The 19165-nt window shown below is 33.9% G+C and carries 18 protein-coding genes; 5 read left to right on the top strand and 13 right to left on the bottom strand.

The features are described from left to right. Positions 1–168 precede the first annotated feature (168 nt). Positions 169–1803 carry an L-glutamate gamma-semialdehyde dehydrogenase gene (pruA, locus tag QL232_RS19150; protein WP_168883815.1) on the top strand — a complete coding sequence of 545 codons (1635 nt, stop codon included), beginning with the start codon at positions 169–171 and terminating at the stop codon, positions 1801–1803. A gap of 85 nt (positions 1804–1888) precedes the next feature. Here the strand turns inward: pruA and QL232_RS19145 are convergent, their stop codons facing one another. From QL232_RS19145 to pxpA, 3 genes are read right to left on the bottom strand one after another with little or no spacing between them, the layout of a single operon-like run. Then, positions 1889–2746, bottom strand: a complete 858-nt coding sequence (locus QL232_RS19145; protein ID WP_281615398.1) for a biotin-dependent carboxyltransferase family protein — start codon at positions 2744–2746, stop codon at positions 1889–1891. Next, on the bottom strand, positions 2747–3409 hold the full coding sequence (pxpB, locus tag QL232_RS19140; protein ID WP_281615397.1) for a 5-oxoprolinase subunit PxpB: 663 nt from the start codon (positions 3407–3409) through the stop codon (positions 2747–2749). It abuts the gene before it with no gap. Next, positions 3399–4154 (bottom strand): 5-oxoprolinase subunit PxpA, encoded by a 756-nt coding sequence (pxpA, locus tag QL232_RS19135; RefSeq protein WP_281615396.1) that lies wholly within the window; start codon positions 4152–4154, stop codon positions 3399–3401. The genes pxpB and pxpA overlap by 11 nt, the downstream gene beginning before the upstream one ends. 278 nt (positions 4155–4432) lie before the next feature. Here pxpA and QL232_RS19130 point away from each other — a divergent pair, with 278 nt between their 5' ends. After that, entirely contained in the window at positions 4433–4897 is a 465-nt protein-coding gene (locus QL232_RS19130; RefSeq protein WP_168883819.1) for a hypothetical protein, read from the top strand. A 73-nt stretch (positions 4898–4970) separates the two neighbouring features. On the opposite strand, the gene QL232_RS19125 is transcribed toward QL232_RS19130, so the two are convergent. From QL232_RS19125 to QL232_RS19110, 4 genes are all read right to left on the bottom strand, one after another. Continuing rightward, positions 4971–5684, bottom strand: coding sequence for a Bax inhibitor-1/YccA family protein (locus QL232_RS19125; RefSeq protein WP_168883820.1), 714 nt, complete (start codon positions 5682–5684; stop codon positions 4971–4973). A 53-nt stretch (positions 5685–5737) separates the two neighbouring features. After that, positions 5738–6424 carry a YggS family pyridoxal phosphate-dependent enzyme gene (locus tag QL232_RS19120; protein WP_168883821.1) on the bottom strand — a complete coding sequence of 229 codons (687 nt, stop codon included), beginning with the start codon at positions 6422–6424 and terminating at the stop codon, positions 5738–5740. Positions 6425–6432: 8 nt separating this feature from the next. Then, complete coding sequence (locus tag QL232_RS19115; protein WP_281615395.1) at positions 6433–6990, bottom strand: DUF4199 family protein; 558 nt, start codon at positions 6988–6990, stop codon at positions 6433–6435. Between the two features lie 101 nt (positions 6991–7091). Further along, the gene (locus QL232_RS19110; RefSeq protein WP_281615394.1) at positions 7092–9095 is read right to left on the bottom strand and encodes a PP2C family protein-serine/threonine phosphatase; all 2004 of its coding nucleotides are present in this window, start codon (positions 9093–9095) and stop codon (positions 7092–7094) included. A gap of 260 nt (positions 9096–9355) precedes the next feature. Between QL232_RS19110 and QL232_RS19105 the strand changes: the two genes are divergently transcribed. After that, on the top strand, positions 9356–10849 hold the full coding sequence (locus QL232_RS19105) for a BamA/TamA family outer membrane protein (protein ID WP_281615393.1): 1494 nt from the start codon (positions 9356–9358) through the stop codon (positions 10847–10849). On the opposite strand, the gene QL232_RS19100 is transcribed toward QL232_RS19105, so the two are convergent. The 3 genes from QL232_RS19100 to QL232_RS19090 form a co-directional block, all read right to left on the bottom strand. Beyond that, entirely contained in the window at positions 10846–11136 is a 291-nt protein-coding gene (locus QL232_RS19100) for a metalloregulator ArsR/SmtB family transcription factor (protein WP_317169950.1), read from the bottom strand. The two genes, QL232_RS19105 and QL232_RS19100, sit on opposite strands and share 4 nt — an antisense overlap. A 114-nt stretch (positions 11137–11250) precedes the next feature. Further along, complete coding sequence (locus tag QL232_RS19095; protein WP_281615392.1) at positions 11251–12579, bottom strand: DUF2851 family protein; 1329 nt, start codon at positions 12577–12579, stop codon at positions 11251–11253. A gap of 181 nt (positions 12580–12760) precedes the next feature. Beyond that, positions 12761–13165: a hypothetical protein gene (locus tag QL232_RS19090; protein WP_281615391.1), complete on the bottom strand. Its 405-nt coding sequence runs from the start codon at positions 13163–13165 to the stop codon at positions 12761–12763. A gap of 289 nt (positions 13166–13454) precedes the next feature. Here QL232_RS19090 and QL232_RS19085 point away from each other — a divergent pair, with 289 nt between their 5' ends. Next, complete coding sequence (locus tag QL232_RS19085) at positions 13455–15533, top strand: S9 family peptidase (RefSeq protein ID WP_281615390.1); 2079 nt, start codon at positions 13455–13457, stop codon at positions 15531–15533. A gap of 173 nt (positions 15534–15706) precedes the next feature. After that, positions 15707–16186, top strand: a complete 480-nt coding sequence (locus QL232_RS19080) for a DNA starvation/stationary phase protection protein (protein ID WP_281615389.1) — start codon at positions 15707–15709, stop codon at positions 16184–16186. 214 nt (positions 16187–16400) lie between these two features. Here the strand turns inward: QL232_RS19080 and obgE are convergent, their stop codons facing one another. The 3 genes from obgE to QL232_RS19065 all read right to left on the bottom strand — a co-directional run bounded on the left by obgE (position 16401) and on the right by QL232_RS19065 (position 19050). Further along, a complete protein-coding gene (gene obgE / locus QL232_RS19075; RefSeq protein WP_281615388.1) occupies positions 16401–17501 on the bottom strand; it encodes a GTPase ObgE in 1101 nt (366 codons plus the stop codon). Positions 17502–17787: 286 nt separating this feature from the next. After that, on the bottom strand, positions 17788–18360 hold the full coding sequence (locus QL232_RS19070; protein WP_168883832.1) for an adenylate kinase: 573 nt from the start codon (positions 18358–18360) through the stop codon (positions 17788–17790). Positions 18361–18513: 153 nt separating this feature from the next. Then, on the bottom strand, positions 18514–19050 hold the full coding sequence (locus QL232_RS19065) for an RNA polymerase sigma-70 factor (protein WP_281615387.1): 537 nt from the start codon (positions 19048–19050) through the stop codon (positions 18514–18516). Between the last annotated feature and the right edge of the window lie 115 nt (positions 19051–19165).

Below are 19165 nucleotides of genomic sequence, written 5' to 3'. Positions count from 1 at the left end.
ACAAGCGAATTTGTATCAATAAAAAATGATAAAACACTTCTTAATATTTTGAGTAAATGATGAATATCACGCTCAAATTCATACATTTGTATCACTTTCAAGTAAACGGTTCCATCACATACGACCGCATACTAAATAAGAATATTCACATATCATAAAAATTACATCATGGCAAAAGGATTTTTCAGCGTACCTAAGGCTGTAAACGAACCTATCAAAAGCTATGCGCCGGGTACTCCTGAGCGTGAAGCACTACAAGCTACAATTAATGAGATGTCAACGCAAAAGATTGACATTCCAATGTACATTGGCTCTGAGGAAGTTCGTACTAACAATTTAGGTACATGTGTATCTCCTCACGATCACCAAAATGTAGTAGGTGAGTATCACAAAGGTGATAAAGACCATGTGACTCAGGCAATCAACGCTGCTTTAGGCGCTAGAGAAGCTTGGGCTGAAATGTCTTGGGAACACCGTGCATCAATTTTCTTAAAGGCTGCTGATTTATTAGCGGGTCCTTACAGAGCAAAAATTAATGCTGCTACAGTAATCGGACAATCTAAAACTGCACATCAAGCAGAGATTGATTCAGCATGTGAATTGATCGACTTCTTAAGATTCAATGTAAAATTCATGACAGAGATCTATCAGGATCAACCTGAATCAGCTCCTGGCATGTGGAATAGATCAGAATACCGTCCTTTAGAAGGATTTATCTTTGCTTTAACTCCTTTCAACTTTACAGCCATTGCAGGTAACTTACCAACAGCTCCAGCAATGATGGGTAATACAATCGTTTGGAAACCTTCACACGATCAAATTTACTCTGCAAATGTATTGATGGAAGTATTTAAAGAAGCAGGTGTACCTGACGGTGTTATCAACTTAGTTTATGTTTCTGGCCCAGACGCTGGTGACGTAATCTTTAATCACCCTGATTTTGCAGGTCTTCACTTTACAGGTTCTACAGGTGTATTCCAAGATCTTTGGGCTACTATCGGTAACAACATTGAGAAGTACAAGACTTACCCGCGTATCGTAGGTGAAACAGGTGGTAAAGACTTTATCTTGGCTCACAAATCTGCTACACCAAAAGGTTTGGCAACAGCGATTACTCGCGGTGCATTTGAATTCCAAGGTCAAAAATGTTCTGCTGCATCTCGTGTATATGTTCCTAATAACATTTGGGATGAAGTAAAAGGATATATCATTGATGATGCTAATGATATCATCAAAAACCATATGGGTACTCCACACGATTTCAAAAACTTCTTCACAGCTGTGATCAACGAAAGATCTTTTGATAAGTGTGCAGGTTATATCGAGAGAGCAAAAGAATCTGACATGTGTGAAATTATCGCAGGTGGTGGATATGACAAGTCGAAAGGTTTCTTCGTAGAGCCAACGATTATCGTTACTAAAGACCCTAACTACGAGTCTATGGTAGAGGAAATCTTTGGGCCAATCGTTACAATCTATGTTTACGATGCGGAGTATTTCGATGAGGCAATTTACTTAGTCGATAATACTTCTACTTATGCTCTTACAGGTGCTATTTTCTCACAAGATCGTTATGCGATTGAGTATGCAACTAGAAAATTAGTGAATGCTGCAGGTAACTTCTACATCAATGACAAGCCTACAGGTGCTGTTGTTGGTCAACAACCTTTTGGCGGTTCTAGAGCATCAGGTACAAATGATAAAGCAGGTTCTGCTATTAACTTAATGCGCTGGACAACTCCAAGAACATTAAAAGAAACATTTGTTCCTCCAACAGATTACAAGTATCCATTTATGGGATAATTAAATAAACAATAATTAAAAGTTAGAAATAGCCTTTAGTTATTTATTCAAAGGAGTAGAGTCTTTATCGATTCTACTCCTTTTTTTATAATTGAAATTTTATAATTGAACCTACAGGCATTTGAGCTAATTGATCACATGCTCTTGCAGATAAATTTAATGCTCTGATGTATCCGCCAGAAGTGGGTGCATCAGACATCATTATTATTGGCGTGCCTGAGCTTGTGATTTGTACAGTACCCTTTACCATTCCAGAAGAAATTATTTCTTTTTGTTGTCCTAATTCAATTTCGTCTCCCTCTAATCTATATCCAATTCTGTTGATATCTTTAGAAACTGTGAATGAAGTGTTGATAAGTTTTTGTTTTGACGAATCAGGAAGAATATTCCATTCAGGTCCTTGGTAAACTTGTAAAGAAGCTTCTTTATTAAATTTTTGAGGCTTAATTACACTAAAACTATTCTTTAGTACTTCGTGTCTGCTGAGCCTAATAATGTCTCCTTTTTGTAAAGTACGTCCATAAAAGCCACCAAATTGGGCCGGAAGGTAAGTGGAATAGCTTTCATAAACTTTCTCCAATTGTGGTATACCGCTAAAGGCTAGATAACCATAAACGCCTTGTTTTGAGAAGCCTATTTCTAAAATATCACCTGTTGTTAAAACAATAACTTTACCTTGAGGGACCGCATATTTATTTAAATTAATACCCATATGTGCTCCAAAAAAGGCTACTGAAAATTCGGTTAGTGCCTTAATTGTGCATCCTATTTGACACATTTCTAACACTGGTGCATTCGGTGCATTACCAAGGATTGAATTAGCAATTTGAGCAGAAGACTCATCCATAAAACCAGAAACAGGAATACCTTGATCTTGGACACCAAATCTACCACCATCCTGAAATGTTGTCATCAAGCCAGGTTTTATCACTTCAAAACTCATTTATTCCGATTTTAATTGTTGATATGTTGATAAGTCTATGGGTTTGAACTTTACCTGATCACCCATTTGAATTAAAGGAGACTTATTCACAGAAAAAATTGAGATAGGTGTCTGACCTATTATCTGCCAACCTCCTGGTGTTGCTTGTGGGTAAATACCTGTTTGTTGATCGGCCAATCCGACTGCTCCAGCTGGAATTTTTAATCGGGGAACATTTTTTCTTGGAATAAACAATTGAGGGGCTAAACCTCCTAAATACATAAACCCAGGAGAGAACCCCAACATATAAACCGTATAGGTAGTTGAAGTATGATGTTGAATAATTTCTTCAATAGATAATCCTAATCTTTGCCTCACTTCATTAATATCTATTCCGAGCTGCTCGTCATAGCATACAGGAATTTCTACAATCTTACTTTTGGAATGATGTATCGTAGGGATATCTAGAGAGACTAACAGCTCTTTTAGGGAAGAAAATTGTTGGTGTTTAGAATCAAAAAGTATGGTAATAGAAGTATAAGCAGGGATAATGGATAATACACCTTTTATATTAATCGATAGAAGGTGCTTATACCAACTTTTTACTTGCTGATGAATTTTTAAAGACACTTCGTTTTCGAACTGAATGATCAAAGCACTTTCTCCATATGGTTTAATTTCCATCCTGTATAAATGATTGAATACTTGAAGAGTGTTCAGTTAATTGTTGATGTACATATTTTAGAAGTGCTAAAGCTTCAGGCGTATCTCCATGGAAACAAATGCTATCAACTTTCATATCAATAGACAGTTGATCAATAGTATTGACCTGTTGGAGTGATATCATTTGGTCAATTTGCTCCCAAACTTCAGTGGATGAATGAATAACAGCTCCATTCTGACTTCTAGCGACTAACTGACCAGCATTTGTATATTTTCTATCAGCAAATCCCTCTTTAATAAAAGTAATGTTATTCTTTAGACATATAGCTTCTAATTCCGAATTGGGCATACCCAAGATAGGAAGCTCTGGATTGATTGCTAAAACTACTTGAACAATAACTTCTGCAGTGCGTATATCAACCATTGCTTTATTGTATAAAGCACCGTGAGGTTTAATATACTCCACATTTATATTCTGAAGCTTTGCGAGTTCAATAAGCTGTTGAATTTGCTGAGTTAGGGTACTTTTTAATTCATTAGTAGAAATGTCAATCACTTTTCTACCAAAATTTTCTTTATCTGGATAAGAAGGATGTGCACCAATAGTTACATGATACTTTTTGGCTAGAGCAATTGTAGTTGACATTGAAGCAGTAGTTCCTGCATGTCCTCCGCAAGCAATATTACAAGAAGAGACCAATTGAAGTAGTTCTTCGTCATATGGAAACCCCTCACCTAAATCAGCATTTAAATCTATAAACTTCAAAATTCTTGTTTTTTGGAGGAAAGTTACGCACTCCTGTATTAGTAATCAACCATTAAAAATGATATAAAAACAGTTGTCTATCAATTATTTATATCATTTTATTACGTGTTGAATTCTGATAAGTGAATATTCTATTCTGTTATATTACTAATTAGAGTAAGCTAATTGACTTGTTTTCATTTATTTACATTACATGTGTGTGTTTTGAGTATTCAGTGTAAAAAAGAATTATTTCGTTAGAAAAGTTGTCTTCGAGATACATGAACGATTCTATTGCTATGAAAAAATATTCTATTACCCACTTATTAGTATTTATTCCCTTATTTATTTTTACAAGTTGTTTTGATCAATTAGCAGATGATGCTGAGGTGTCTTCAAACGTTTCTGAAAATGTGGTGGGACAGTATCTGATTACCGGATTTCAATATGATGGTGTTGCCGATGTAGATTCTCTTACAACAACAACTTATGGAGATAGCTATATCACATTGACAAGACAGGCAGATAGTTTAGTATCTATTCGTTTGGTTTTAGAAACAGAAGTAATAGATTTTGCATGGAATCTTCAAGAGCAAAAAGTTGAAGATATAGGTCACCAATCATCAGAATATGAATTTTTAGTTGAACCTGGCAAGACATCATTAAATAATCTCCATTTGTATATTACTGAGGATAGAAAACTGAGAGCGGTATTTGATCCGGCTTTGCAGCCTAATATAAAATCAATTCATGCTGAGATGTAGAAATTGATCATAATAAAAAAGTCACCTACTTTAAAAGCAGGTGACTTTCTTATTAATAATATTAATAGATGTTCTAGTCTCTGCTAGAACCACCGAAAAATCTTAGTAAGAATAAGAAAAGGTTGATGAAGTCTAAGTATAAACTTAAAGCACCAAGAATAACCATTTTCTTAGCCGATTCACCATCTAAGATAGCATGGCTCATTTCTTTTAATTTTTGAGTGTCATATGCAATTAACCCAACGAAGATTAATACACCTACACCAGAAATTAGCCAGTATAATGTTGAACTAGCAATAAATATGTTTACAATAGAAGTAATAATTAAACCTAAAAGAGCCATCATAAGTAAACTACCCATTGATGAAAGGTCTTTTTTAGTGGTCATACCGTAAACGCTCATGGCAACGAATGTACCTGCTGTTACAAAGAAAGTACTGACGATTGCGTTGAGGTCATAAACATAAAATATACTAGATAATGTTGCTCCTGTTAATGCTGAATAAGCAAGGAATAGAATTGTAGCTGTAGCAGAAGACATTCTATTAATGGCTCCACTTAATGCGAATACTAAACCTAATTGGGCAATAATTAATATCCATCTCATGTTGGCTACCATCATCATAGTATCATATGAATTGGCAATAAACATAGATGTTGCAGCAGTAATTGCAAGGCCACCACTCATCCAACCATAAACTTTAGTCATGAATGAGTTTTGTACATTAATCACATCTTTTTCAGAATGTTGATAACGACCGTACGATTGATAGTTTGTCTCTCTCATTTTGATAAACGATAATATTTTGTATGTATTTAAACGTATAAAATCTTTAAATGTTACAATTTGCCATAGTTTCTAGCACCGAAAATAGCACTACCAACACGTACCATTGTACTGCCTTCTTCTACTGCAATTTTGTAATCTCCGCTCATACCCATTGAGATTTCTTGAAGATCAATATTATCTAAATGGTTGAATGTTGCTTTTAAATCATCAAAAAGAGATTTTAAAGATGCGAACTCTGATTTCACTTGTGATTGATCTGATGTGTTAGTTGCCATACCCATAACACCAACCACTCGTACGTTTTTCATAGATTGAAACTCATCTGAAGATAAGAAATTTTTAACTTCTTCCTTATCGAATCCAAATTTAGTTTCCTCATTAGCAATGTATATCTGTAATAATACATCGATAATACGATCGTTTTGTTCTGCTCTTTTTTGAACTTCTTTTAGTAACCTTGGGCTATCAATAGAATGAATCAAAGAGATAAAAGGGGCAATATATTTTACCTTATTTCTCTGTAAATGACCAATCATATGCCATTGAATATCCTTTGGTAGAACTTCATTTTTGTCAACCAGTTCTTGTACTTTATTTTCACCAAAGATACGTTGTCCTGCATCATAAGCTTCCTGTAACATTTCGACAGGTTTCGTTTTACTTACTGCAACAAGTTTACAAGGAGTACCTTCTAATTCTTGGTTGAATTTTTTAAGATTTTCTGAAATGGATGACATGTATAAAATTATTTCTTTTTGATAATCAACATAAATAAGAACGTTAAGAAGAACCCTAAAAATAGCATACCAAATGCTTGATCTACTGCCAAAACGTCAGGGGTAAGTTGCTCAACGCCTTCTATTTGTTTAAGATACTCAGCTTCTCCAATAGATTCAACAATCATTTCTCTTCCTTCTATTAAAAGTCTTTTTAAGTCTGCTGAATGTCTTTGAAGCATGGTTGCACCGATACCTTTTGTACTTAATATCAATTGTAGAAGAATACCGTATAGAGTGGATGCTACAATATTTAAAGTAACGCCAATTAGAATTCCTTGAGGGGCAAGTAATCTTCCATTATTTCTCTTTAAACGGAAATAGGTCATTCCACCAGCAAAAAATAAACCGTATATAGGAAAATACACATTCTTCCAACGGCCAAAAGAATTGACGTCTAAAGTGTATAATAAGATGATATATAAAAAGCAGACAATGGCTGCGATTGCACCAAAAACGGCACCGACTTGAAATAAGTCTGGGCGAATAAATTTAAGTGGCTGAATCTTGTTTGTTTGTTCTTCCATAACTGTGTTTTAATGCGACAAAAATAGCATTAAAATGAGTAAGAACTAAGAAGTAAAGGACAAGAAGTAAAAGATAACGGATTATTTAAGGATAATTATTCCTATAGTCTGATGAGTAAGAGTGTGAAATCATCGTCCATCGCTTTCTTACCCATAAAAGCATAAATGTCTTCCAAGATTTTATTAGCAATCTCTTTTAATGGTAGGTTGTTGTTATTTTCGATGATGGTTTGCATGTGCTCATAACCATATTCATCTACACCATTTTTACTTCTTGCTTCAGTAATACCATCAGTATATAAAACAAGCAAGTCACCATGGTTGTATTTTATTTCGTGATTATGGATGAACTTTTTGTAAGAATTGTTTCTAACTATACCAAGTCCAAGTCCTCTGTTGTCCAAGAAAGTTGCTTCTCTACTTTCTGCATTATAGTATAATGTAGGACAGTGTCCTGCTCTAGCAAAATCTACTTTCTTCTCTTCTGTATTTACATGAAGGTATGTGGCAGTAATAAAGGTATCTCTTTGTATACATCCTGTTAAGGCTGCATTTGCTTTGGTGAAGAATTCGCTTGGTAAAATATTCTCCTCCCTTGCTAAAGATTGGTAAATACCTTTCATTTGAGCCATATTGAAAGCAGCTTTAGGGCCTTTTCCAGATACGTCAGCAATAATAAAACTTACTTCATTATCATTTAGACGGTGCATATCATAATAGTCACCACCCACAACAATTGCAGGTTCCCAAGTGACATACACTTCTATATTTTCATTGATTTCAAGACTCTTTGGCATTAAGGCTTCTTGCGTTTGCTTAGCAATCTGCATTGAGTTTTTGTATACCTCATTTTTAACGGCCTTAGAGAGTAAGTCTAAATTAAATAAAGCGATACCAGCTTGAGCAACGTATGTACTAACAGTTGCTTGCATTACTGAATCGATAGAATTATGAAGTCGTTTTACAAGAATCAATGACCCTTTTACTTCTTGATCAACAATGATAGGAAGTGCAAGTATAGATCTATAATTCCTATTGGCGTTTTCTTTTTTAAAGTAAGGCTGGAAATTTAGTTTCGAAGGTGCCTGACCTTCATAACTAGCATCTCTTAAGTCTTGTAATACAATTTTGATGTCTTCTTCTGTAATTCCTGTGACAACTTTCACATTGTAATCATTATCCATGATCCAGCCGGCATCTGCTTGTATACTTTTTAGAGAACTATTGAGAAGTACTTTGTATACATCAGCATCTTTTTTACCATCTCGAACCGCTAAACTTAAATCTCTAAAACTACTGATTTCTTGTTCTTTTTTCTCAAATACCGAAGAGGTAGGTAAACTAAACAGCATAAATAATGTTGAAGATGCTGCGTAGACAAAAACAAAAATCAATAATGTAAGAGGGAAGAGATTTTTAATTAAATCGTCCGAAATTAAAGACTGCTCATAAAAGTAAAATTGGAAACTAGCCACAAAATAGCTTAAAGCCAACATGATAAATGCTAGCTTAAAAATACCTTGAATCTTCTGTTGAAAGTTGAGGTGAGGTACCCATCTTACATTCACAGAAATAACTAAAATCCATACTGTTAAGAAGAAAATTGGAATTTTGAAGTAAACATCAATTGTTCCAATTCTAAAGAAGTGAGCTAGCATTGTGATCCCTAAAAAGATCTCAAATAATAGCCATGTATAGTGTGTAAATCGAGTTTGCTCAAAGAGAATAAGCTTCTTCCAGGTGACAAAAGTACTGATAAGCAGTGTCATCAATAAGGTGAATTCTACATGGAAGAATATGGCATAAAGGAAGGGGAGGTTGTATTTCATCTCATCCCTAAGCCATGTGAGTAAAAGGTTTACACCCATAGACAGCAATGTGGAAAGTAATGCGACCACGAATATCTGCCAGAGCAACCCTTGGAAATCACGTTCTTTTGGTTGAAAGAAAAGCCAAATAATAAAATAAGAGCTAATAATCCAGATGTTCAGAATTAAACCTTTTACAAAAGAAGGGAATGGAGCATGAGGAATATTATAATCGGTTAGATACTGTTCTCTTACACCAATCATTAGCAATAAAAGCCAGCTTACAATGCATGCCATTGTACTGATTCTTTTAATGCTCTTGTAATTGAACATATCGTTTATTTTGACCGTCTTATCGATAATTATTTGCTTTTATAAAATGAATTTTATTTGATTAAGTTTATCTACTTAAGAAAAGACCCTATATTGCATGTTCGATTCTTGAAATGATATTATAATCATTTGACAAATATAATCGACAAATTGTGCTTTTCTATATTTAAAGCAACAATCTTAATAATGAATAACTCGCTTGATTTTTTTCATCACAAGCCATAGTGATAAGACATCAGATTCAAACATATAGAACTTACCATTTTCGAAAGGATATATTTCTGTTCTTTATCCTTATTTTCAGCTTCTTCGTTATCGATATACAAGCTCAAAATGACCTGTTATTAACAGGTTTAGATCAATATGCTAAGGATACAGTAGGGTATGTTCGTATCAATTCAGTAAACTTTATCGGTAATAAAAAGACAAAAGAAAAAATCATTACCAGAGAGTTGGATATTGATAATGGATCTTTAGTACCTAAAAAAGGAATTAAAGATTACATCACTTCCGAACGAAATAAAGTTTTTAATACTCAGTTATTTGAGTCTGTAGATGTTTTAGTGACTGAGCAAGGAAAAGATACACTAAACGTCGATTTTATTATGGTGGAAAGGTGGTATACCTGGCCTGTTCCCCTTTTAGAATTAGCAGACCGTAGTTTCAATGAGTGGTGGAATAACAGAAACCATGATCTTAGTAGAATACAATATGGCTTAGATTTTAAGCAAAGAAATATGAGAGGTCGAAATGAAACACTTCATCTATTGGTGAAATTAGGTTTCTCAAGGCAATTCACATTAGGTTATTCATTCCCCTATATTGATAAACAGCAGAAAACAAGCTTATCCTTTAATACAACATTTAAGGAAGAAACTACAGTTGCTTACAAAACGGAGGAAAATAAATTTGTGGAGTACGAAAATGATACTGAGGTTCAAAGAAGATCATACAAAGGAAATGTGAATTTTGGAAAAAGGTACGGTTTCTATGACCATCATAATTTAAACTTTGGTTTTACTTATGATGTAATTAATGATACAATTGCAGAACTTAATCCAGACTTCTTTTTAGAAGGACGTACTGAACTTCGTTACTTCACATTGAAATATACTTATACAAGAGATAAAAGAGATATTACAAGCTACCCACTCAATGGATATTATATTCAGGCTGGAATTGAAAAGACGGGTTTGGGTATATTTGATGACCTAAATGTAGTAAATGTAGATTGGTCATTGTGGAGGTTCTGGAATATGAGAAAATCCAATAGATGGTATTATTCTCTTGGATTCTTAGGAAAGTTAGGCTTTCCAGAAAAAGTACCTTATAACCAAATGAGAGCAATTGGGTATGGAGGTATGATTGTAAGAGGTTACGATAATTATGTTATTGAAGGTCAGAATGCAGGAGTAATAAAGAATGAACTCCGTTTAAGAGCATTATCTACTTCTCTTAACTTCCAGAATGTGATCAAATCGAAGCATGTGAAAAGAATACCTATCGATATTCTATTTAAATGTTATATAGATGCTGGTTATGCACACTTTAAAGATGTGGATCCTTCCAATGCAGATTTTACAAATACACCACTTTTAGGTTATGGTTTCGGTGTTGATTTTGTCACTTTCTACAGTTCAGTACTTAAATTTGAATATTCCTTTAACCGACATGGTCGTGGAGGAGGATTATATTTCTACTATTCAGTAGATCTTTAACCCATATTACATTTACACTCATCAATGCATGACATAATGTTCATGACAGCCTTTTCCTTTAATGAGTAATAGATATTCTTCCCTTCTCTTTGTGAAGATAAAATACCCTTTAATTTCATATTAGATAAATGGTGTGAAGTGAGTGATTGCTCACAGTTTAGCTTTTCACAGATATCACTTACTGATAACCTATTGTTACAATCCAATAATTCTAATATTCTTAATCGCACTGGGTGTGCTATAGTTTTTAGGATAAAAGCAGCCTTTTCAGCCTTATCGTATTCCATCGACATAATACATCATTTATTTAAATAGGTATATCAGTTTTAATGTACAAATATAAGCACTTATGATGAGATGTTCATATGATAAAACAAGAAAGTGACAGTTTAGGGTGCTTTTTAAGTATCTATAGAATTTAACCTTACTGTTTTACAAGTTTTTACTTTTGTGATTAGATGATGGCCAATGCTACATTCTAAACATCTTTTTTTAGTACAATAATTATTAAATAGTTCAATGAGTGATTGAGAGTCTAACGAATTGGAGTTTTTAAGTTTATATTCTTTCCAAAGTCTAGTGATTTTATTGTTTTCAGGAGGAATACTCTCTAATAAGTCCAGTGCTTTTTCTTTGTTTTTATCTAAGCCTCTATCAATACCATAAGCAAACTGTAATGGAACAATCACATTAATAATTAAGGAGTTGAGAGAGCTTTTACCTAGTTTTTGAATATTTTTCGAAGGGGAAACTTTTTCAAATTGATAGTGACTTTCCCAATATTCAGAAACTGTACAATCCATCAATCGATAAAATGCTTCCTTGGAATGGATATGTAAGAAGGCTGAGCATAGATGTGGTATCTGACTCATGATACAACTTAATTGAGCTATTCTTATTGTTGGAAAGTTGGCAGGGCGTAATCTTAGATAATTCCATTCTGAACCCATCATCATTTTATCTTTTACCTGATATTTATGTGCTAGAAAGTTATATTCTTGATGGAGTTGACGTACATAGGGGTCTTTAGATGAATGACGATCCGGTAAAAGCCCTGATGTACCTAGCAATAGCGCTTCATTTTGTAAGGGATGATAAGCATGAAGCCGCAATAGCCGAGCAGGAATAATAGAACTTAACCTTTGAAAACCAGAATTATTGATTTTAAACCCAAAGGCTTCTGCTAAAATCTGATACGTCACTTCTTCCCAATTTCTATCATTCGCCTTAAGTTTTTCTAAAATATAGAGGGATTTCCTTTCAATACGTTCTAGTAAAACTCTATCAAGCATTTGAAGCTTAGTAATTCTAGGAATATCCTCAATAACTGTTCTACAGGCTATTTTTGAAGAATCAGTGAGCAGTGTCTCGTAATTATTGATTTTTTGATGGTCAATAAGACCTTCTAGTACCAAGCAAGAAATACAACTATTGTCATTACGTATTACTTCTCGATCATGATGTAAGACAACATGTAGTATAACATTATCGTATTGATTGTTCGTCTCATGTTGATGTGCATACCAATCGGATGCCTTAATATGAATTTCAACATGTCCATGCCATTCTATGTTATTGATAAGGATACAAGCATCTAGAAAGTCAGGGCCAGCATTGTAATTGTAGAAACCGGGATGTTTGATTTGAATCGTTTCACTTTTTGTGGTCATTAGTTCACTTTGCTGAAAGTATTGGTACTTCCATATAAAGTGAAGAAAGTTTTCTTTCATGAGAGAGTAGTATAGTTTGCAATGAATCGTAAATAATTAATTGAAGTTAGTTAAGAAATTCTGATCTACAAACAAAAAAAAGCCAAGCGACAAAGTCACTTGGCATCTTTGAGTTATTATTCGCGAGCATTTACAACTATCGTTTCGGCAAAAACGACACGTAATCAATGGTTGATTTCAACTATTTTCTTGCATAAACTAAAGCTTTACGCTGAAGTCTATTCATATCTTCTTGATCTATCTTTTTAATACCTTTTTCAATAGCAGTAAGATATGTAGTTGCTGCCTTTTCTACTTGTCCTGTGCGTACATAGTAATCGCCAAGAACTTCTAAAGACAAACTATTTTCTTGAATAGATAATGCATGATTAACCCATTCTTTTGCTAATTCAAGGTCTCCATTCCAGTTAACTGCTAAACGAGCTGCATCAGTATATGTAATGTAATCGTTCGCATCTGCTTCTTTAATCATCTTCACTAATTTTGCATTATTTTCTTCAGTAGGTAATTCTAAGTCTGAAGTATTGGCAAATGAAGCGGTAACTGATAATAAAGCAACTGTAAGAGAGATAAATAACTTTTTCATGATAGATCTGATATTTTTTGTAATAATTAATTTGACACTATACCTAGATTCCAAAGAAGTGCCAAAAAATGATAACTATCACTAAAACAGTTGTTTAAATATATTTTTTAATAAAATTGAAGAAAATTCATGTTCGTTTTCGAACAGCAAATTTAAAGCTTGAACACTTAATTGCTTCAAAACGAACAGTTCAAAAATATTGAGTAAAATAGGTTTCAAATAATCCTAACTTTTACTGAGTAATCTCAAATTGAAATGTATTTTTGTGATTCAGAGACGAAAAAAGAAGATGAATAAAAATATACAACCACCAATTGCCCGAAAGGAAGCAAAAGAATTAGTAAAACATAACGACAAGCGTATCGATAATTACTATTGGATGCGTGATCGTGAAAACCAAGAAGTAATAGACTACCTCAATGCTGAAAATAAATATATCGATGATGTAATGAGCGATCATAAACAATTCGAAGAAGATTTATTTCAAGAATTAAAAGGTCGTATTCAAGAAAAAGACGAGAGTGTTCCTTACAAAACAAGAGATTACTATTACTACGTTCGATATGTTGAAGGTGGTGAATACCCAATTTATTGTAGAAAGAAAGATTCAATGGAGGCAACAGAAGAAGTAATGTTGAATGCTAACATTGAAGCTAAAGACAAAAACTATTATAAAATTGGTGGAATGTCGGTTGGTGAGGACCAAAATATGCTTGCTTTTGCTGAAGATATTGTGGGTCGAAGAATTTATACCGTACGTTTCAAAAATATTGAGACAGGAGAGTTACTAGAAGATACTTTAGAAGAAACTTCGGGAGATGCTGTTTGGGCAGCCGATGGAAAAACAGTATTCTACACAACTCAAGATAAAGAAACATTACGTCCTAATAAAGTATGGAGACATACATTGGGAACTCCTCAGTCGGAAGATATAGTTGTTTATGAAGAGAAAGATGATACTTTTTGGATTGGTGTCAGAAGAACAAAATCAAGAAAGTATTTAGCGATAGAGTCAGGTTCTACCCTGACTACAGAGACTCGTATTCTTAAAGCTGATAATCCTACAGGTGAGTTTAAGCCATTTTTATCAAGAGAAAGAGAACATGAATATAGTATCTCGCATTTTGAAGGTCACTTTTATATCGTAACAAACTGGGAGGCAAAAAACTTCCGCTTAATGAAAGTTGCTGAAGATGCTGACACAACAGATAAAAATAATTGGATCGAAGTAATCGCTCATCGTGATGATACACTTTTAGAAGGTCTGGATATTTTTAAGAACTTCTATGTCATTGAGGAGCGTAGAGCAGGTTTGATCCATATACGTATTATTAAATGGGAAGATGGAAGTGAGCACTATCTTGATTTTGGTGAAGAAACATATAGTGCTTGGTCGGGTGCAAACCCAGACTTTAATACTGATATTTTACGTTTTGGATACAACTCATTGACAACACCATATTCAGAATATGATTACAATATGGTAGACCGTTCTAAAGTACTTTTAAAACAACAAAAAGTACTCGGTAAATTTGATTCAAACGATTACGAAGCGAAACGTTTATTTGCAACGGCAAAAGATGGTGTTCAGGTACCTATTTCGGTGGTATATAAGAAAGGCTTTGAATTGAATGGTCAGAACCCATTGTATATGACAGGGTATGGATCATATGGTATTTCGTACGATGTAGCTTTCTCTCCATCTAGAATTAGTTTAATGGAAAGAGGTTTTGCCTTTGCTATTGCTCACATTAGAGGGGGAGAAGATTTAGGTAGAGCTTGGTATGAAGATGGAAAAATGTTGAAGAAGAAAAATACATTTTCAGATTTCATCGCATGTTCAGAATTCTTAATCGAGCAAAAATATACATCTGCAGATAAATTTGTTATTAATGGTGGTTCAGCCGGAGGTTTATTAATGGGTGCTGTAGTCAATGAAAGACCAGATTTGTATAAACTAGTTATTTCTGATGTGCCATTTGTAGATGTAGTTACTACAATGCTTGATGAGTCTATTCCATTAACAACAGGAGAGTATGATGAGTGGGGAAATCCTAATGAAAAAGAATACTATGATTATATGTTATCATATTCACCATATGATCAAGTAGAGAAAAAGGCTTATCCCCATATGTTAGTCACTTCAGGTTTACATGATTCTCAAGTTCAATATTGGGAGCCAACAAAATGGGTAGCTAAGTTACGCCAAGAAAGCACTAGTGAAAATTACATTATGCTTAAAACAAATATGGAGGCAGGACATAGTGGTGCTTCAGGGCGATTCCAACGTTTTAAAGAAGTTGCTTTCGAATATGCAACAATTTTTGCATTGGTTGCCCCAGATCAATTACATGCGATAGATAGATAAATCGATAGTATCACATCATATAAAAGTCAAATTGTTCTATTTAGTTCAGTTTGACTTTTTTTGATTAGTTGCATATAGTTTTTTATTATATCTATATAAAAATATATTATTTCCATCTATGGTTCAAAAACCTCATATTTGTAATGTTATCAATCAAAAAAACAAAAAAAATTATGAAGACTGTAGCATTAAATATCATAGGAATAGATATAGACAAAGCTGAAGATTTGGGTGTGGGTTTGAATAAATTGTTAGCTAATTTTCAATTATACTACCAAAACTTAAGAGGTTTACACTGGAATATTCAAGGGAAAAACTTCTTCGAACTTCATGCAAAATTTGAAGAATTATACACAGGAGCAAATGATAGAGTAGATGAGATTGCTGAAAGAATTTTAACGTTAGGAGTTCAGCCATTACATACATTCTCAGATTATTTACAAGCTTCTACTATTGAAGAAGGAAAAGATATAAAAACAGATACGGCATCAGTAGAATTAGTTTTAAACAACTTATCAACGCTATTAAACCTAGAAAGGGAAGTTATCGAAAAAGCATCAGATGCTGGTGATGAAGGTACAGTAGCCTTATTATCAGAGTTGATAAGTGAACAGGAGAAAACAATTTGGATGTTTGCTGCCTGGTTAAAATAAGACATTGTTTAGATTTTTGTTAGTAGTAAAAATTCACTCATTTCATTTCAATCATAAGAATTGACACGAATAGTTAGATTAGTAATTCAAATAAAGAGGTTGCTTTTTTTAGAAGCAACCTCTTTTTCTTTGTCAATGTTTACCATAAAAAAACCTTTTAAAATGGCTCTCAACCATTTTAAAAGGTTTTTTTATTTCTTAAGAAGTGAAATAATTATTTCTCCTCTTCATCATTTTCTTGATCAATACGATCCTGATATGGGTTGTAGTCAGGAAGTGGATCATAGTCAGGTTCCACAAACTCTTCTACTTCTTCTTCAATACCTTCATTGATTGCATCCCATAGCATATCCTTTAACTCAGTAATACCTTTTTGTACTATTGATGAAATAAACACACACGGAACACCTTCTGGTAGTGTCTCTGAGATCATTTCTTCTAACTCATCATCTAACATATCACTTTTTGTGATAGCTAATAGACGGTTTTTATCTAGAAGTTCAGGATTATATAACTTTAATTCATTGACTAAAACTTCATAATCTGCAGCTACATCTTCAGAGTCTGCAGGTACCATAAATAATAGTACAGAGTTACGTTCAATATGTCTTAAGAAACGAATACCTAAACCTTTACCTTCTGAAGCACCTTCGATGATACCCGGAATATCTGCCATAATGAATGACTTATTATCTCTATATGAGATTACTCCTAGGTTAGGAACCATGGTAGTAAACGGATAGTCAGCAATTTCAGGTTTTGCAGCAGAAAGGACTGATAGTAATGTTGATTTACCAGCATTTGGAAAACCTACTAATCCAACATCAGCAAGTACTTTAAGCTCTAGAATTACCCATGCTTCTTGGCATTCTTCACCTGGCTGTGCATATCGAGGAGTTTGATTGGTTGCCGTTTTAAAATTACGGTTACCTAAACCACCTCTACCACCTTTCATTAAGATGACTTCTTGGCCCTCGTGAGTTAATTCACAGATCTTCTCTCCAGTTTCTGCATCTTTAGCAATAGTTCCTAGAGGTACATGAAGAATGATATCTTCTCCATCAGCACCACTTTTACCAGTACCAGATCCACTAATACCATTAAAACCATGAACGTGTTTACGGTATTTGAGGTGTAGTAATGTCCATAATTGCTTATCGGCTTTTAGGATGATATGACCGCCTCTACCGCCATCACCACCGTCAGGGCCACCTTTCGGTACGTGTTTTTCTCTACGGAAGGAAACCGCACCTGCTCCACCTGCTCCTGAACGAGTAAATATCTTTACGTAATCAATAAAATTTGATGATGCCATTTTTATCTGCTTAAATGCTACAAAATAGGCTACGAAGTGATGTAAACAAATGGACGCTCACAGTGTAGCCGAAATGCAAAGGTAGTTAAACTGTTATTTACCAGTGCATTATATTAACAACTGCTTGGAATAAGACAGTAATTTCGGGCAAATATACGGTTTTAAAGCACAGTTTCGTGATAATGAATGTTTTTGATGAAATAGTTCTATGATTTTCTTTAACAAAAAAGGTCTACTCCTGGTATGAAGTAGACCTTTTTGATCTTATTACTAATCGTAAAAAAGACTATAATGAATCAATTGCAGTACATACAGATCCGAAGATTTCTTCGATAGATCCTACACCATTAATTGATTTGAATTTTCCTTGACCTTCGTAGAAGCTTGCTACAGGAGCAGTTTTATTGTTGTACTCTTGTACACGGTTACGGATTAAATCTTCGTTTTGGTCATCAGTACGACCAGAAGTTTCACCACGCTTTAAGATACGCTTTGTCAACTCTTCTTCATCCACTTCTAAAGCAACCATTCCAGAAATAGCAATACCATTTTCTGTCATTAAATTATCTAAAGCTTCTGCTTGAGCAACTGTACGAGGAAAACCATCAAAGATAAAACCATTACCGCTTTTATGTTCTTTGATTTTAGAATCAATCATTCCGATTACTACTTCGTCTGGAACTAATTGACCTTGGTCCATTAATTCTTTTGCTTTGATTCCAAGAGGAGTACCAGCTTTAATTTCACCACGAAGTAAGTCTCCAGTAGATAAGTGAGTAAGGCTATATTTTTCCTTAATCATATCACTTTGTGTACCTTTTCCGGCACCTGGAGGGCCAAATAATACAAGATTGATCATATTGTAAAGTTTATTTTGTGTAATAACTCATATGAGTTGCCTCTTTTAAAACGCAAAAATAATAAAATACAGGATTTAAACTAATGATATCGAGATCTTAATTAATGAGATGTTACCAAAAGGTAAAGAATACGATAATAAATATTGAATTCTCTAAATAGAGACATTTAGGTTTTTTCTTAAAATACTGAGTGCTTTACTCATTCTTTTTTCGATAGCTTTTACACTCACATCAAGTCTGTTACTGATCTCAGAATAGGTGAGACCATCCATACGGTTCATTAAGAAAACCTCTCTGCTTTTATCAGGTAATTGATTGATTGTTTTTTCTAAAGTGTTTTGGAATTCATTCAGCTCCATTTTGAATTCAGGATTTGTCTCAGATTCTCCGTCCTTCTTATTCTGTCTTTGTTCGAATTGTAAAACTACTTTGTTGTGTTTGATATAGTTTAACGCAAGGTTATTTGCGATGGTATATAAGTATGTTTTCGCTGTTTCAAGAATGATTTTCTCTCTAGCTTCCCAAAATTTGATGTAGGATTCCTGTGCGATATCTTCGGCTACGTCGATATCACCAATCTTATAGTAAATGAAACTCTTTATGTTTTCAAAATACAGGTCAAATAGCTCTTTGAAATTAGCTTCACTTAAAATGGGCAGATCATTATTTTTTTTTGTATTCGTTGTCACGTTCAAATTAGCACTTTTGAGTATATCGTTCTCAGTGATTTAATGTAATACGTTATAGCAGTTAAAGACAACTCTTTTAAAATTAGGTCTATGATTCTTGTCTTTATGAAACAAA

Origin of the sequence: Flammeovirga sp. SubArs3, assembly GCF_947387565.1 — a bacterium.
Taxonomy (GTDB): domain Bacteria; phylum Bacteroidota; class Bacteroidia; order Cytophagales; family Flammeovirgaceae; genus Flammeovirga; species Flammeovirga agarivorans.
The sequence above is the reverse complement of the archived record's forward strand: the minus strand, read 5'-3'. Positions and strand labels throughout refer to the sequence as shown.